Raw genomic sequence first — 15,197 nt, 5'->3', positions numbered from 1 at the left:
CTCTTCTAAAGGGAAAGCTTAAACATCATTTATGGAATTCGAAAAAGTAGATTGGAATATCATATCCGTTCAATTGAATGAACATGGCTATGCTTTGGTTAATAATGTCATTACTGCGGATAAATGCGATCAGCTTGCAAAGGCATATGACCAAAAAGATATATATCGCAAAACAATCAATATGGAGCGATATAGGTTCGGGCTGGGTGAGTATAAATATTTCAACTATCCACTGCCAACAATTATTGAGCAAATAAGGCATAAGGTGTACCCGTACCTTGCTCCGGTTGCTAATGGCTGGATGCGGGTACTGAATATCAATAAACACTTCCCTGAAACACATGAGGAATTACTCAGCGAGTGCTATGTGCATCAGCAAACCAGGCCAACACCCTTGATATTGCGATATGATAAAGGTGGTTATAACACCCTTCACCAGGACCTGTATGGCGATATCTACTTCCCAATGCAATTGGTACTGTTTTTGGATGAACCGGGTAAGGATTACGAAGGCGGCGAGTTTGTATTAATAGAGCAACGACCAAGGGCACAGTCAAAAGCTGTTGTGTTGAAACCCGGGAAAGGGGACATGCTGATATTTACCACGAATTTCAGACCGGTAAAAGGTTCTAAAGGTTATTACCGTGTTAATATGAAACATGGTGTAAGCGAAGTAACCTCAGGACGCAGGCATACTTTGGGAATCATTTTTCATGATGCCGCATGATAGCACATTTGGAGTTGGGCGATACCGCGTTTAAAAGATCACGAAAGCTTAAAGGTTTGATTGATTGCGGTCAAGTTCAACTCGCCGGTAATAAAAAGCTGAAGATATATGGCACGCTGAAATGTTCATCAGGCAAAAGAATGAAAACAGAGAACCGTATATTTTTTGAATCAGCAAGAGAAGCAGCGAACAGAGGCTATCGCCCTTGCGGGCATTGTATGCGCGGGCAATATTTGCTTTGGAGACAGCTTAGAATTCAATAGGCTTGCCTTGCTGGGGATAGATCAGGTTGAGCTGCAATTTATTTTCGGTTGCCAATTGTTTTTTGATACGCCCGATACTACTTTGTGGTGGTTTTACGTGCGTTACAACGATATTAAACCCTTTCAGGCTTCCCGCGCCTGTTAATTTTTCCAAATCGTCCATCTCTTTCATTAGCCAATGCGGGGTAAGATGACCAAACAGCGTTTTATCAGGCTGCTCGTTTGGGAAAGAAACTTCAATCATGATGGCCTTCAGTTTTTTCTCTTTGATCAATGGGGCTACGGATTGCCACAATAGTTCCAGGTTATGGCCCTTTTCTATTTCATCCGGACCAGTATCGCCTAAATAAAGGATATACCTGTCCTGACTTTTAACCAAAAAGGCTGAGCTGGTGAGATTCGAGTGACTTAGTGGAAATGCTTTTACCGACATCTCCGTATTTTCTATCGGTGTTTCATTGCCGGGAATGAGCACTTTGTAATGGTATTTTTTCAATTGTGGCGTTTCGCCTTCATCCGCAAAGTTGGCCCAGCTTTTCCATGTAAAATAGCGGGTTTTAAAGGTCTCAATACAATCTGAAAAAGCATAGATATTTTTTGTCGTGTCCTCGGGCGAGTTGATGATCAACCCTGATAGGTGATCCAGATGTGAGTGGGAAATAAGGTACCCTTTTATATATTTTCTTAATACCTGTTCAGCCGGGGCTTTGAACACTCCTTTTTCAACGGCTTTTTCTATGCCAAAATGTAGGGTGCCGGCATCCAGGCAAACGAAATTGCTACTATTGGCAGGGGCCAGCATATAGGCCGAAAGATTGCTTTCATCAATCCCGCCCTTAACACCAAGCGGCACTATTTTAAACGCATTTTGACTAAAAGCAGAGACTCGGCACAGGAATAGAAATACCAGTAGAAAGTTTACTAGAACACGCATTTGGGATGTGTATTATTTTGTCCCCGAAAATACACATCAGCTCATCAAAAGCGAATTGTTTGTGAATTATACCAGGGATCCGGCATTGTCTTTAAGACTCAGGACATATCTTTTTGTAAGACATTTCTGGCAGAAATATACTTTTATAGGTAGCCAAAAGGCTAATGTTTTTAAAATAAAGCCTCTGCTTATTCTTGTGTCTAATGTCTGGCGGCAGCGCCAGCAAACTATGGTAGTGCTATAATTCCTTTTGTATGGGTCCATATGGGGGTATTTAACTATAGCTACAAAAAAATGAAGGAAAAGTTTTTAGCGTCATTTACAAAGCAGCATTTTCATTTAGCAAAACGTTATTTATTTTCGATTTTAATTAGTTTTACGCCGCATGAAAATCAGTGGTATTGTGGCTAAGGCAGTTAGTCGTTTATTTCTGTTGTTATTGGTCTTGGCGGTGGTCCCGCTGTTTCAGGTCGATCCTAACAAACTGCAGCATCTGTATATTGTAACCAGCAGCAAATGGCTGTTTATTTTCCCCGTGGTTTTAATTGGAGGTTTTGTTTATTTCCTGGTACGTTGTACAATGAATAAATACAAAGAGCCAGATTCAAACTGTCTGCTGGCGCTTAATACCCTGATATTGATGGCTTATTGCGCCACTATATTTGTCAGGGTCTATCAGCTGACAATGACGCACTGATCATTCGATTTTCATCGCTTTTACTGCCGCCTTTTTATATTCATAATCACCGCCTAAAAGGAAACCCCATGGCTTGAGACTTTCTATACGGTCGAAACAGATCTTCAGTATAGCAATTACTGGTATAGCCAGAAACATGCCCGACAGGCCCCATATCAATTCACCTATTACGATTCCCAAAAAGGATATCAACGCATTTAGCTGCACTTTTGACCCCACGATTGTAGGTAATAAAACATTCGAGTCTACCGCATGCAGAATGATCACACTTACGACCACATACACTACATCCTGGGGATTACCGGTTGCAAACGTGATGAGTGAGCTTAAAAACAAGGCTGTAAATATCCCTACATAAGGCACAATGTTAAACAAGCCTACAATTAGCCCAAGCAGCATGGCGTACTTAATGCCTATTAGTAAAAATGCAGTACAGGCAATTGCGGCCACAACCACCATTTCGAGAACCAGACCTAAAATGTATTTTCTAAGAATATTCTGGATGTTTTCGACGATATCAAACACAGTGGGCGAATTGTCGTCACTGAACACCCACACCAGGAATTTGAATAATAACCGGCGGTAAAGTAATACCAGGAAAGTAAAGATCAGTATAAATGAATAGAACAGCATTAATGATGATACCGCCCCTAAAGTAGTGCCGATAACGCTGCTGCCCGACGCCATCAGTTTATCGGTAGCATCGTGTACATAATCCATTTGTTTCTCCATATTGATATGGAAACTGGTTTGTATCCATTCTCTTATCTGGTCTATTGATTGGCCCACCTGTTTTTTTAGCATTGGCCAGTCATCGGCTAGTTTTGATATTTGCGAACCAACCAGGTACAATATGCCACCTATAAATGCTACCAGCATGAGAATGGACATAAGCGAGGCAATGCTACGGGGAAGACGGAATTTTTTTTCGAAAAAACCGCATACAGGTAATAAGAGGATGGCAAAAAGAAAGCCGAAGATGAGTGGATCGAGTAAGTCTTTACCTAAGATAACCAGATAGCCCAAAGCAATAAGGCCAACAAGTACTAAGGAAAGTTTTTCATAAAACGGGGCAGCTACTTTTTTAACGCTCATAGGGGTAATGTCGATTTTGCCTTCAAATGGCTTTTCGTAAAGTTTTTTTGAAGATAGGATAATTATCATTACTTATAAAATATCCGCAACTCTGTCCAATAACTGACGAATATAATTGTCTACTATTTTTTCGGGCTGTTTACTAAATGTTTGGGTTGACCTGTTGGCCAATATTATATTAAATGATATTGCCCTGTGTCCCAAAACGGCTGAAAGCCCGTAAATGCCGGCAGTTTCCATTTCGAGGTTAGTAATACGTTGCCCATGCAGATCAAGTTTTTGTAGGGCATTCATAAAGCCTCTGTGTGCGGCGTGCGCTCTTATTTCCCGTCCTTGCGGGGCATAAAACCCAGGTGCAGTAAAAGTTATGCCTTGTAATATGCCGTGTCCTAGTTCAGCCAATAATCCTTTGTCGACCGACGCGATATAAGGGACAAACCCGCTATCGCTGGGTAACGCCTGTTTAAGGGTATCCAGTAATTGTTGCTCAGCCTTTGTAATGTTTTGCTTATAGTAATGCATTAATGTGTCCAGCCCAAATGCGGCCTTCGATACCAGCAGACTATCAACAGGTATATCAGCTTGAATAGCACCTGAAGTGCCGATACGGATAATATTCAATTTCCTCAATTGCGTTTTAGGCAACCGTGTCTTCAGATCGATATTAACCAGCGCATCAAGCTCATTCAAAACTATATCAATATTATCTGTGCTGATCCCGCTCGACATAACGGTTATTCTTTTCCCGTTTATGGTACCTGTGTGGGTAACAAATTCGCGTTTTGATTTTTTGAGATCGATTGTATCAAAATGACGGCTAACTCTGGATACACGGTCCGGGTCGCCTACTGTTATTACTGTATCGGCAACGTCGTCCGGTAATAAATGCAGGTGATAAATGCTGCCATCCGAGTTTAATATCAGTTCAGATTCTGTTATTGGTTTCATTGATGGTAAAAATAATCAAAGCAGTTTGCTTGTTCTCGCATATCAATTAACTTTAAATAAAAAGATAACCTATGATCCGATATGCACTTATTTTTAGCTTTGGCTTCCTTATTACGTTATCGGCAAATTCACAAACAATTGCTCAAAATAAAAATGCCGACTCAATAGCAGTAAATAACCAATTAAGCAAGTTCGTAAAGGCTTTTGAGAATTTGGACTTTGACCAATTTCAATCTTTTTTTGCAGGCAATGTGACTGTGTTTTTCCCGCCATCGGCCATGGTGTCGGACAGGGTTGATGGGAAGGAAAAAGCAATGGCTGTGTTCAAAGCATTTTTTCAGCGGGTAAAAGAGAAGAAGTCATCTCCACCATACCTCGAAATAAAGCCTCAAAAGCTAAATGTCGACCTGTATGGTGACGTCGCGGTGGTTACATTTGAACTTAATGATCCGGGGGCACTCAGCAGACGCACAATAGTGATGAAGAAAGTCAATGGACAATATCTTATCGTTCACCTGCACGCGTCAAAAGCCGATATTCCTCAATAATATCAGAATGCTAATCTCCGCAAACTGCTTCTATTTATGGTTGTTAATTAATTATCATCTAGTTAAAATTTACAGCCATGGCAAAATATTCAGAAAAAGCAGGAGAAAAGGTTGAGAAAACCATGCATGAAATGAAAGAGGGTAAGCTAAAAAGCGGCAGCGGTAAAAAAGTGAGCAGCAGGAAACAGGCAATAGCTATCGGCTTATCTGAAGCTCGGAAGGAAGGCGCCAAAGTGCCGAAGAAGAAATCCTGATTCCTGCGTAAAACAGCAGAGACGTCATGCATGGCGTCTCTGTAAAGGATTTAATCGATCAATGTTAATTGAAAATCAAAAAGGTCCTTTTTAAACTGATGATTTCTTTTATACAGCACATCGATATAAATATTCATTGCGCTGTTAAGAGTACCCAATGCCTGGTTGTCATATTTAGGTTCCAAAAAGTAGATATATTTGTTTTTTAGATACTTCTCCAATACTTCCGCCTGTGTTTCATCTATGAAATGTTGAGTAGCGGGTTCAGCGAGCACTTCTGTCATACGGGTTTTTACATTCTTTTCCACCGCATAAATGCGATCCACTGTTGCATAAATATCTTTGAATGACATTTGAGTATAAACCGGCCTTACTGCATTCATCACCATATTATAGTTGCCAAAATCCTGAATGGCTTCGGTTTGATATTTAAACACCTTTTCGTAGTGGGATATTAATTCCTTTTTTAACTCATCGGTCGATGCCGCATTATAAAACATCCTAAAAGCATTTTTATCCAAATTTTCGAGCTCACTTTCTTTTTCTTTTAAGGCGTTGGCAAGTTGCTCTTTTATATTTTCGGCATCTTTGGGATAGTGCGTTATACCCTTAAAGTCAAATGACCTGATATCATCGCTTTTGCTTTCGATAAGTGTATCAAGCTTTGTAATATCCAGGTTTATCGCATTGCTGAGCCTCGGGACATTACTGTTTTCATCGGTAAAAAGATCGTTAAAATGTTTCAGGTCTTTCTCAGTATTTTCTGTTAACGCTTCATCGAAATTAAAGACGGTCAGTAAACGGCTATCATAAAAACCTTTGTATAGTTTATTAAAAGAATTGGCGTTTTTTTTATTTTCCAAATGCTCCTCAATTAGTCTTATGTCAACTATGGCCAATTCTTCTTTAGAACTTACACCTTCATATATCAAATCGCTAAAATACTTTTGTAGTTCCTGTGGCTTGTTAAACAGTTCCCATGCCGATTCATATATTATCGGAGAGTGTAAGTTAAGCCGGTCTACATTGTTTTCACGATCTTCCAGGTCGGGATGAGAGGCCCATTGATTATCGAGTGTAATTTGCACGTTGTCTAAAGCATCTATCTTTTTGCCAACTATAGGTAACCCACATTTATCTGTGGGAAGCCCATAATCGTTGGCGTAGTTTTTTAGAAATACGGAGTGTAGTTCGTAAATATTAGCAGGCCGTTGTTTTTCAGAGAGCTCTGAGTTGATGATGCCAAACATTTGGTTATAGCACATATCCCCGATTTCAATCCTCCTTAATGATGAAACCACATTGTTTCCGCCACTTGCATACGCTGCTATAGTATCCGCATGGAATTCCATTTGACGGGATAGCTGCATGTGGCTCTTATTAATAAAAATGTACATCTTTCGGAGAATCTCTTGGATGCACCTGATGATATAAATGTTGATCATGGCAGCAAAACGAAGTGCCCAGTGGCGGCTTCCCCAGGCGTTCAATGCCTTGTGGTAACCTGTATTTTCATACAATAAATTGTAAAGGGCTCTGTTTAAATGGTAGACATAACCGCCAAACCGCATACTTCTTTGTGAAAAATGACCGAATTCGTGCGCTAACACAGTCTTGAATTCCGACTGATTTATACTATTCACCAAGCCCAACCCGATAGTCAGATTTTTTCTGATCGGTAAAAATAAACTCCAAAAATTGGGCCTGAATGATGCACTTGCATTTACCTCGTTGGTTAGATAAACATGTTTAGGATAATTAGTCCCGACCTCATCGGTCACCTTGCGAATAAAACCGAAAAGCTCGGGATGCTCATGCTCCTTTATTTCGTGACCGGTAATTGCTTTCTCTCTTTTTGCGAAAATGAATTTGACAAGAAAAAATGCAAGCATCAGGCCTGAAAGAATAAGTCCCAGACCGAGTAAAAGGACTACAAAATTTTTTAGCGCTAGTATTATCATTACGCCTAACCAGCCCATTGCTAATGCAATGGCGGTAGCTGAAATGAGTAGCAGGATGTAGACAACTACGAAAGATATGATTGCAACAACTACTTTGTAAACACTTTTTTTGAATTGTTTTGATGGCCTGGTAATACTTTTCTCAGCATTTTCAGGCATTTTCGGGAAGGATAAGGTGAGGTCGGTCATTTAATATATTTTATGTTACTGTAAACGCGTCGAGAATCTTCATCAGGGTTACCGCCTCTTCAATAGAGCAGGGGTTTGGCCCTTTATCTCTGAAATAGTGTACGATTTTTTCGATCATCGGTTGCTGAATATGTTCAGGATGGGTGAAGTTTACCGTTTGTTGCTCGTAAATGTTTCTCCAGCTTACAAAAGTGCCGAAGAAAGGAAACGTTATTCTGCCTTTTGTGCCGATAATCTCACAACTATCTACCACTTCACTTTCGGCGACATTAAAACTCCATGAGCCATTTACCACCACGCCATTTTTGAACACTATTTCTCCGCAAACATGATCGTCAGCCGGGGTAGCTTTCGATTGATTTAGTGAATAACCATGATACTTCTCAGGCTCTCCGAAATAGTACAGCATCAAGTCGAGTTGATGAGGGGCAAGGTCGTGAAAATAGCCGCCGCCCGAAAGCTCCGGCTGAACCCGCCAATTGGTTTCCGAGTTGGCGATCAGATCAGGCCTTAAACTCTTCCACATCCTGATCTGTACAGTGCGTATATCACCGATGATCTGATTGTCGAGTAACTCTTTTACGTATAGAAACATCGGTAAAGCCCGACGGTAATGCGCCACAGTTAGCTTGCCATTGTATTGTTTGACAGCATCAGCCATGGTTTGCGCCTCTTGTGCATTGCGGGTAACGGGTTTTTCTACGTAAACGCCCAGTCCCTTTTTTAAAGCCGCTATAGCATATTCCAGGTGAAAAGCCGGAGGGGTAGCGACAGACACGGCGTTTACTTCGGGATCATTTAATAGATGGTCAGCATCATCATACCAGCGGCTTACGTTGTGTCTTGCTGCATAATCGGCCGCCTTCAAAGCGTTTCGGCGCATTACAGCTATTAGTCTGCTGTTATGAATTTTATTATAAGCTTGTCCGCTCTTTTTCTCGGTTACATTGCCGCAACCGATTATTCCCCAGTTAATGTTATCCATAGATTATTTCAGAATACGCTCGATCTTCGCCAATTCTTCTTTTGAAAATGTAATATTATCGAGGCATTTTAATGAATCGGCCAATTGTTCAGGTCTACTGGTGCCAATCAGAACTGAAGTAATGCGTTGATCTTTCAGCAACCATGCTAAAGCCATCTGAGCCAGAGTTTGTCCGCGTTCTGACGCAATATCATTCAGTTGCCTTGCCTGGTTTACACGCTGCTCAGTTACCTGCCCTTCCTGTAAAAAGCCTGTTGATTTTGCCGCACGTGAACCTTCCGGAATGCCGTGCAGATATTTGTTGGTTAGGAGTCCTTGTGCCAATGGGGAGAATGGAATGCAACCTACACCATCTTTTTCCAGCACATCCAATAAGCCACCTTCTACCCAACGCTCAAACATAGAGTATTTAGGCTGATGGATCAGGCATGGTGTTCCTAACCTCTTTAAAATTGCAAAAGCTTTTTCGGCTTCATCAGCAGGGTAATTAGAGACACCTGCATAAAGTGCCTTCCCTTGGCGAACGATCAAATCAAGAGCGCTCATTGTTTCTTCCAGTGGTGTTTCCGGATCGGGACGGTGATGGTAGAAAATGTCTACATAATCCAATCCCATGCGTTTTAGGCTTTGATCGAGACTTGATACCAGGTATTTTTTTGAACCCCAATCGCCATAGGGGCCATCCCACATGGTATAACCTGCCTTGCTGGAGATGATCATTTCATCGCGGTAGCCCTGAAAATCTTTCTTTAAAAGTATACCGAAATTCTCTTCAGCGGATCCTGGCGGCGGACCGTAGTTGTTAGCCAAATCGAAATGGGTGATACCGCTGTCGAATGCCAGATGAAGAATCTTGCGGAAATTTTCCATCACATCCACACCGCCGAAGTTGTGCCACAAACCCAGCGAAACAGCCGGTAGTTTAATGCCGCTGCGACCGCAACGACGGTATATCATATTTTTGTATCTGTCTTTAGAGGGCAGGTAGGTCATTGGTTAAAAGCTTTAAATGTTGAGCCTTAAAAGTAATATTTTAAAATAAAATCGCTGTGTAAAATAATTACTACTAGTAGGTCGGTGTTGGCATTGCTTGTATATTATTCGCCCGCATTTGCTCTTTGGCCCAATCGCGCAAAAGCGAAAGGAAAGGGAGCAGTTCTTTACCTGTATCTGTTAATGAATATTCTACCTTGGGCGGTACTTCCAAATACACTTTTCGTTCGATCAGGCCATCATCTTCCAGTTCCCTTAAAGCCTGGGTAAGCATTTTGGCAGTAACACCTGTCACCGTACGGCGAAGTTCGCCATACCGGAATGTACCGGTTCTCAACCGCCACACTATTCTGCCTTTATACTTGCCACCAATGCGTTGAAAAGCATAGTCGATGCCGCATTGCGGTAGCGTGTGTTTTGTTTTCTTCTCCATTATTTTAAACTAATTGAGTTGATAACCAGATTGGTAACTATTTGGTAAGCAGGTTACTTTTTAGTGCATACTTGATACACAAACTATACAAATATAGCTTTGATGCATGAAAATCAGATACCTTTTAAATTTTTGCCTGCTGGCGTGGGGCGCAGCAGCTTATGGACAAAACGTCGTTGCCAAAAAGGTCCCGGATGCCATCGCCGGTACCTATTCATTAATTTTAGTAGATAATTTGCTGGCCAACGGCGACAGGGTCCACTTATATGGCGATCATCCGCATGGTATTCTGATAATGGATGGTAAAGGGAACTACTGCTTGCAAATTGTGAGCGAAGGTAGGCCAAGATTTGCCTCAGGGGATAAGAGCAAAGGGACTGATCAGGAGAATAAATTGGCTTTACAAGGCAGCAATGCACATTTCGGGACCTATACCATAGACACCATAAAGCATGCGATAACATTCAATATCAATCATGCTTCGTTTCCAAACTGGGAAGGCACCAAACAAGTCAGGCCTTTTGAGTTGGACGGGAAAATATTTAAATACACAGTACCCGCACCAACAACGGGAGGTTCAGTAAGAGGAGAGGTGGTATGGGAGCGGGTTGAATAAGCTAAGCGCCGAGAAGTAGTAGGTAAGGCTAGACAACCTCCGCTACCACAAAAGTGCTTCCACCTACAAACACCAGATCGCTTTTATCGGCGTGACTTTGTGCAGTTTTCAGAGCGGCTTTTACGGACACATAGATTTCGCCATGCAGACCGAAGGCTACGGCTTTTTGTTGTAATAATTCCGCATCTAGTCCACGCGGGATATCGGGTTTGCAGAAATAATAGATGGCACGTTTGGGCAGGATTGCCAGTATTTTGCTGATATCTTTGTCATTCACTACACCCATCACAATATGCAGGTTTTCATGTGGCGTGCTTTCGATGTTTTTTAATACTTCGGTTATGCCTTCCGGGTTATGGCCAGTGTCGCAAATGGTAAGCGGATGATGACTCAATGTCTCCCAGCGACCATGAAGCCCGGTTAGTCTTTTTACCTGGCTCAATCCGGTTGTTACCTCATCATCGCTTATTGCAAAACCCCGTCGGCGCAATTCGTCTACTGCAGATAAGACCGTCCTTGCATTTGTAAGTTGATAGGTACCGGTGAGGTCAAGTTTTAAGTCTTGAGTCTTGAGTCCTGAGTCTTTTTTGAGGATGCTAAATTCTAAATGTTCTGATGTGACCTCCGACTTCAAAATCTCCCATTCCTCTGATGCAAATCTGATCGGGGCGTTTTCTGCTTTCGCTTTATTAATGAAAACATCGGCAACTTCAGATTGATATTCGCCTATAACCACCGGAATGCCAGGTTTAATAATGCCTGCCTTTTCTCCTGCGATAAGAGGAAGTGTATCGCCCAGCATATTCATGTGGTCCCATCCAATATTGGTAATTACCGAAAGAAGGGGAGTAATGATGTTGGTTGAGTCAAGCCTTCCGCCCAAACCAACTTCAATAATCGCTATATCCACTTTGGCGCGGGCAAAAGCGTCAAAAGCCATAGCAACTGTCATTTCAAAAAAAGAAGGTTTAATATCTTCAAAGTCTTTACGATGATTTTCTGCAAAATCGATCACATGATCTTGACTGATCATCTCCCCATCGATGCGGATGCGTTCCCTGAATTCGCGCAGGTGAGGAGACGTGTAAAGCCCTGTTTTGTATCCCGCCGTTTGTAATATAGCTGCCAGCATATGCGAGGTGGAGCCTTTGCCATTCGTCCCTGCAATATGCACGCTTTTAAACTTTTTTTGAGGATCAACAAGTCGTTTGCAAAGCTCCAGCGTATTGGTCAGGTCCTTTTTAAATGCAGAAGCCCCGTCCCGGGTAAACATCGGTAACTGGCTGTAAAGGTAGTCGAGGGTTTGTTGGTAGTCCATTTTCAGTTGGCAGTTATCAGTTGGCAGTGGGCAGTGGGCAATAGCCAATCGAATAGGACAAAGCTATGTAATTAGAAGATGCAAACCGCAACCCGACACCTGCAAACTGTTTATTTTACTCTAAACGTAAATTTTATATAACCTACTTGTAAATCCGGAGCATTATCGGAAGGGTTAAATTTCGCATTTAGCGCGGCCTCTTTGCATCTATTGAAAAGTTCATAATCGGATACGGTTGTACCTTTGGCGCCCGGGGTGGCAGAAACAACATTGCCATTTTTGTCAACTTGTATTTGAACCATAATAACGCCTGTAGTACGGTGATTATCGTCAACAGTAGGACGCGATACCCAACTTCTGTTTGCCAGGGCTAGACCACCATTTCCTGAACCTGTACCATTATAGTTATTTGAAAGGTTCGATCCGTTCGGGCTACCCTGGTTGCCGGGAGTATTGGTTGTTCCGTCGCCATTTCCTGTTCCGCCTGTGGGTTTGCCCTTATATAATGCATTTTGATTTAGCGTCGGCTTGGCAGGTTTGGCAATAGCTTGTGAAACCGGGGCAGTAGTCGGCTTTTTAGCATTGTCCTTTACCTCGGGTGCATCCTCTGTAGTCTGGGTAACCACCTTTTTATCGCTGGGGGCCTCCTGGGTTTTTTGAGGTGTAACAGGTGCCTTAGTAATTTTAGTTGGTTTTGTATGATTTGGTCTCTCTGATTTTGAAGGCTCTTCCGTACTCATATAATCATCGCCCATACCTTCATTGGTTGTACCATAATTAACCAATATTCCACCGGTTCCCATCTCTTGCGGAGGCGGGTTATGAAACACAATGAAATAACACAAGGCGATCAATATTCCCATAATGATGCCTGTGGCCAAAAATGCCTTGGGGTAATTATTCTCTTCCTGGTAATATTCCATCTCTCTTCAATTACTAAAAGACGCAATGCATTGCGTCTCTACCACAAAATCTATCCTTTAGGTTCCGTTGCCAGAACAAGTTTTATATTCAATTTCTGTGCTATATCCATCACCTGGACTACGTCTTGTATGGCTACTGTACGGTCTACCGACAAAACTATCGTCAATTCAGTTGCCACGTTTTTGAAACTCATTAGTGTAGTTTGCAGATCCTCAACTTTGACCGGCTTTTTCTCTACGGTGTATTTCAGATCCTTGCTAATACTCACCGAAATAGTTTTTTTAGACATTGCCTTGCCCGACGATGATTTTGGCAGCATCAATTTGATCACGTTCGGGTTGGTGATGGTCGAAGCGATCAGGAAGAAAAGCAACAGAAAGAACATAATATCGTTCATTGCCGAGGTATGCACCTCAGCCGATACGCGCTGATGTCTTTTTCTTAAATTCATTTGCTTGGTTCTTCTAACAGGTCGATAAATTCTATAGCATCGGTTTCCAGTTTCAAAATTACTTTATCTACCATCATCTGTAATATATGATAACATACATAAGCCACTATACCAACCATCAGACCGGCTGCAGATGTCACCATCTTCACATATAAACCACCGGATATTACGCCCATACTAATGTTATCAGTCTTTGATATATCATAAAATATTTTAATAACCCCTGCAATTGTTCCCAGGAACCCAAACATCGGCGCTATACCAGCCACGATACCTAATATACTGATGTTTTTTTCCAGTTTGGAAACTTCCAGTTTACCCACATTCTCAATAGCACCCTCAATATCCTTTATCGGGCGGCCGATACGCAGCAAACCTTTTTGCAGCATACGGCCAAGCGGCGAATTACTGTTGCGGCATATCGCTATTGCAGATTCCAGCTTGCCTGTCAAAATACTGGTACGCACCTGGCTCATCAGGTTCGATTCATCTTTGGCGGCTTTGCGAATGGTAAAATATCGCTCAAAGAATATTACAAGCCCTAATACTGCCAGAAACCCAATCGGGATCATTACCCAACCACCCTTGATCAGCAAATCGCCGAATCTCAGCTCATCACCCTGCCCGGGCACGAGTGGTAAATTTTTTGCAGTGTCGGCCAGTTTATGCGCCGTATCAGTTATTTGTGCTAATAGCATCATTTTTTTGGTTTGATTTTTAATGTATAAATGTCTTTCTTAACCTTTCCGGTTTTAATTAAGGCTAACTTTGCATCCTCTGCTTCTTTTTCAGTCCTATAGGTGCCTAAAGTTAGTTTTATACGTTTTCCGGGTGCATCTGTCACTACCTTGGCTTCAAGTCCTATGCTTTTGTAATTTCCTATTGCATGCTCTGCCGCTGCTTGTGTTTCAAATGAACTTCCTATGACTTCCCAGCGGACGGCTGCCGTATCAACGGTATTATTTGTAACAAGCGCTTGTGCCTTTGCCAAAGAATCCTGTTTGGTAGCGACGACAGCCTTTTTAGTTGTATCTGTACCGGTCGCTTGGTTCTCTATCGGTTGTTTAGCGGTAGTATCAACAGGTACAAAAGTTTGAGGCTTATCTTTCGAACGGTCAAACCACTCAGGCTTGTACCTATAAAGACCCGTCAACGCGAGCAGGGCGATGATCAGTATCAGCAATACTGCTATCCAGGTATTATTATTCCGCCTTGCAGGTTCTTCATAAACATATTCTTCTTCTGCTGGCTGTTCTGTTTCCTCAATAACCGTTGGTTTTTCAATAACAGGAGGAGGTTGTTCTGTAACCATAGGTTTGAGTGGCGGCGGAGGAATGCGGTCGTTCACCAGTTCGGTCATCACCTGATCGGCAATGGAAGGGGCTTTTTTCTCTTCCTGAATTTTAATTGGAGGAGGAGTGTATCTCACCGTTGGTTTTTCTACCAGTACTTCTACATTAACAGGCTTCAACCCAAAAAATGCGGGATCATTTTCTTTAGATGGCGCATCCTCGCTAAATCCAATTGTTGAACCATTTAAATAAAGTTGCCCAATCCCAGCGACATCCACCTTTTGTACGGGTATCTGTTGTTTTAACCCGTTGACATACTTGTCGATAAAGTATTTTGCTGATGCCAGCGAAATGTTTTTCTTCTCCGAGATAAAAGTGGCCAGCTTGTCGTCGGGTAAATGCTCCGGGTCGAAACTTATTTTATGTGTCGGGGGGTAGAACTTATTTTCCTTCTCCTGATAGTAGCCGTTGACGCGGGTTTGGGCAAAGCGACCAATTCCCGGCACATTTACTTCGCCTTCTAATCCCAGTAGTTCACTTATATATACGGCTAAATCCATTCCGCTAAA

Annotated in this window: 18 protein-coding genes; 6 read left to right on the top strand and 12 right to left on the bottom strand. The window is 42.1% G+C overall.

Annotation, left to right across the window (positions count from 1 at the left end):
- Window positions 1–31 precede the first annotated feature (31 nt).
- On the top strand, window positions 32–727 hold the full coding sequence (locus tag Q3A68_RS01820) for a 2OG-Fe(II) oxygenase (protein WP_302899299.1): 696 nt from the start codon (window positions 32–34) through the stop codon (window positions 725–727).
- Window positions 724–990 carry an Ada metal-binding domain-containing protein gene (locus Q3A68_RS01815; protein WP_302899298.1) on the top strand — a complete coding sequence of 89 codons (267 nt, stop codon included), beginning with the start codon at window positions 724–726 and terminating at the stop codon, window positions 988–990. Before Q3A68_RS01820 ends, Q3A68_RS01815 begins: the two co-directional genes overlap by 4 nt.
- On the opposite strand, the gene Q3A68_RS01810 is transcribed toward Q3A68_RS01815, so the two are convergent.
- Window positions 977–1,924 (bottom strand): MBL fold metallo-hydrolase, encoded by a 948-nt coding sequence (locus Q3A68_RS01810; RefSeq protein ID WP_302899297.1) that lies wholly within the window; start codon window positions 1,922–1,924, stop codon window positions 977–979. The genes Q3A68_RS01815 and Q3A68_RS01810 overlap by 14 nt on opposite strands.
- 385 nt (window positions 1,925–2,309) lie before the next feature.
- Here Q3A68_RS01810 and Q3A68_RS01805 point away from each other — a divergent pair, with 385 nt between their 5' ends.
- On the top strand, window positions 2,310–2,621 hold the full coding sequence (locus Q3A68_RS01805; protein WP_302899296.1) for a hypothetical protein: 312 nt from the start codon (window positions 2,310–2,312) through the stop codon (window positions 2,619–2,621).
- Here the strand turns inward: Q3A68_RS01805 and Q3A68_RS01800 are convergent, their stop codons facing one another.
- Together Q3A68_RS01800 and Q3A68_RS01795 are read right to left on the bottom strand one after the other, a co-directional pair.
- On the bottom strand, window positions 2,622–3,785 hold the full coding sequence (locus Q3A68_RS01800; RefSeq protein ID WP_302899295.1) for an AI-2E family transporter: 1,164 nt from the start codon (window positions 3,783–3,785) through the stop codon (window positions 2,622–2,624).
- A gap of 3 nt (window positions 3,786–3,788) precedes the next feature.
- Window positions 3,789–4,664: a nucleoside phosphorylase gene (locus tag Q3A68_RS01795; protein WP_302899294.1), complete on the bottom strand. Its 876-nt coding sequence runs from the start codon at window positions 4,662–4,664 to the stop codon at window positions 3,789–3,791.
- A gap of 71 nt (window positions 4,665–4,735) precedes the next feature.
- Between Q3A68_RS01795 and Q3A68_RS01790 the strand changes: the two genes are divergently transcribed.
- A complete protein-coding gene (locus Q3A68_RS01790) occupies window positions 4,736–5,212 on the top strand; it encodes a YybH family protein (protein ID WP_302899293.1) in 477 nt (158 codons plus the stop codon).
- Between the two features lie 77 nt (window positions 5,213–5,289).
- Entirely contained in the window at window positions 5,290–5,466 is a 177-nt protein-coding gene (locus tag Q3A68_RS01785) for a DUF6496 domain-containing protein (RefSeq protein WP_302899291.1), read from the top strand.
- 50 nt (window positions 5,467–5,516) lie between these two features.
- On the opposite strand, the gene Q3A68_RS01780 is transcribed toward Q3A68_RS01785, so the two are convergent.
- From Q3A68_RS01780 to Q3A68_RS01765, 4 genes are all read right to left on the bottom strand, one after another.
- The gene (locus Q3A68_RS01780) at window positions 5,517–7,616 is read right to left on the bottom strand and encodes a M48 family metallopeptidase (RefSeq protein WP_302899290.1); all 2,100 of its coding nucleotides are present in this window, start codon (window positions 7,614–7,616) and stop codon (window positions 5,517–5,519) included.
- Between the two features lie 10 nt (window positions 7,617–7,626).
- Window positions 7,627–8,601 carry a Gfo/Idh/MocA family protein gene (locus Q3A68_RS01775; protein WP_302899289.1) on the bottom strand — a complete coding sequence of 325 codons (975 nt, stop codon included), beginning with the start codon at window positions 8,599–8,601 and terminating at the stop codon, window positions 7,627–7,629.
- A gap of 3 nt (window positions 8,602–8,604) precedes the next feature.
- Window positions 8,605–9,594, bottom strand: a complete 990-nt coding sequence (mgrA, locus tag Q3A68_RS01770) for an L-glyceraldehyde 3-phosphate reductase (RefSeq protein WP_302899288.1) — start codon at window positions 9,592–9,594, stop codon at window positions 8,605–8,607.
- Window positions 9,595–9,667: 73 nt separating this feature from the next.
- The gene (locus tag Q3A68_RS01765) at window positions 9,668–10,027 is read right to left on the bottom strand and encodes a winged helix-turn-helix transcriptional regulator (protein ID WP_302899286.1); all 360 of its coding nucleotides are present in this window, start codon (window positions 10,025–10,027) and stop codon (window positions 9,668–9,670) included.
- A 106-nt stretch (window positions 10,028–10,133) separates the two neighbouring features.
- On the opposite strand from Q3A68_RS01765, the gene Q3A68_RS01760 reads away from it, so the two are divergent.
- Window positions 10,134–10,643 (top strand): lipocalin-like domain-containing protein, encoded by a 510-nt coding sequence (locus Q3A68_RS01760; protein ID WP_302899285.1) that lies wholly within the window; start codon window positions 10,134–10,136, stop codon window positions 10,641–10,643.
- 28 nt (window positions 10,644–10,671) lie between these two features.
- Here the strand turns inward: Q3A68_RS01760 and Q3A68_RS01755 are convergent, their stop codons facing one another.
- From Q3A68_RS01755 to Q3A68_RS01735, 5 genes are all read right to left on the bottom strand, one after another.
- Complete coding sequence (locus Q3A68_RS01755) at window positions 10,672–11,961, bottom strand: bifunctional folylpolyglutamate synthase/dihydrofolate synthase (RefSeq protein ID WP_302899284.1); 1,290 nt, start codon at window positions 11,959–11,961, stop codon at window positions 10,672–10,674.
- Between the two features lie 110 nt (window positions 11,962–12,071).
- Window positions 12,072–12,884: an energy transducer TonB gene (locus Q3A68_RS01750; RefSeq protein ID WP_302899283.1), complete on the bottom strand. Its 813-nt coding sequence runs from the start codon at window positions 12,882–12,884 to the stop codon at window positions 12,072–12,074.
- Between the two features lie 50 nt (window positions 12,885–12,934).
- The gene (locus Q3A68_RS01745; protein ID WP_302899282.1) at window positions 12,935–13,336 is read right to left on the bottom strand and encodes an ExbD/TolR family protein; all 402 of its coding nucleotides are present in this window, start codon (window positions 13,334–13,336) and stop codon (window positions 12,935–12,937) included.
- Window positions 13,333–14,037, bottom strand: coding sequence for a MotA/TolQ/ExbB proton channel family protein (locus Q3A68_RS01740; RefSeq protein WP_302899281.1), 705 nt, complete (start codon window positions 14,035–14,037; stop codon window positions 13,333–13,335). Before Q3A68_RS01740 ends, Q3A68_RS01745 begins: the two co-directional genes overlap by 4 nt.
- Window positions 14,034–15,188, bottom strand: coding sequence for an HU domain-containing protein (locus Q3A68_RS01735; protein WP_302899280.1), 1,155 nt, complete (start codon window positions 15,186–15,188; stop codon window positions 14,034–14,036). The genes Q3A68_RS01740 and Q3A68_RS01735 overlap by 4 nt, the downstream gene beginning before the upstream one ends.
- Between the last annotated feature and the right edge of the window lie 9 nt (window positions 15,189–15,197).

This window comes from Mucilaginibacter tolerans (assembly GCF_030519375.1).
Taxonomy (GTDB): Bacteria; Bacteroidota; Bacteroidia; order Sphingobacteriales; family Sphingobacteriaceae; genus Mucilaginibacter.
The sequence above is the reverse complement of the archived record's forward strand: the minus strand, read 5'-3'. Positions and strand labels throughout refer to the sequence as shown.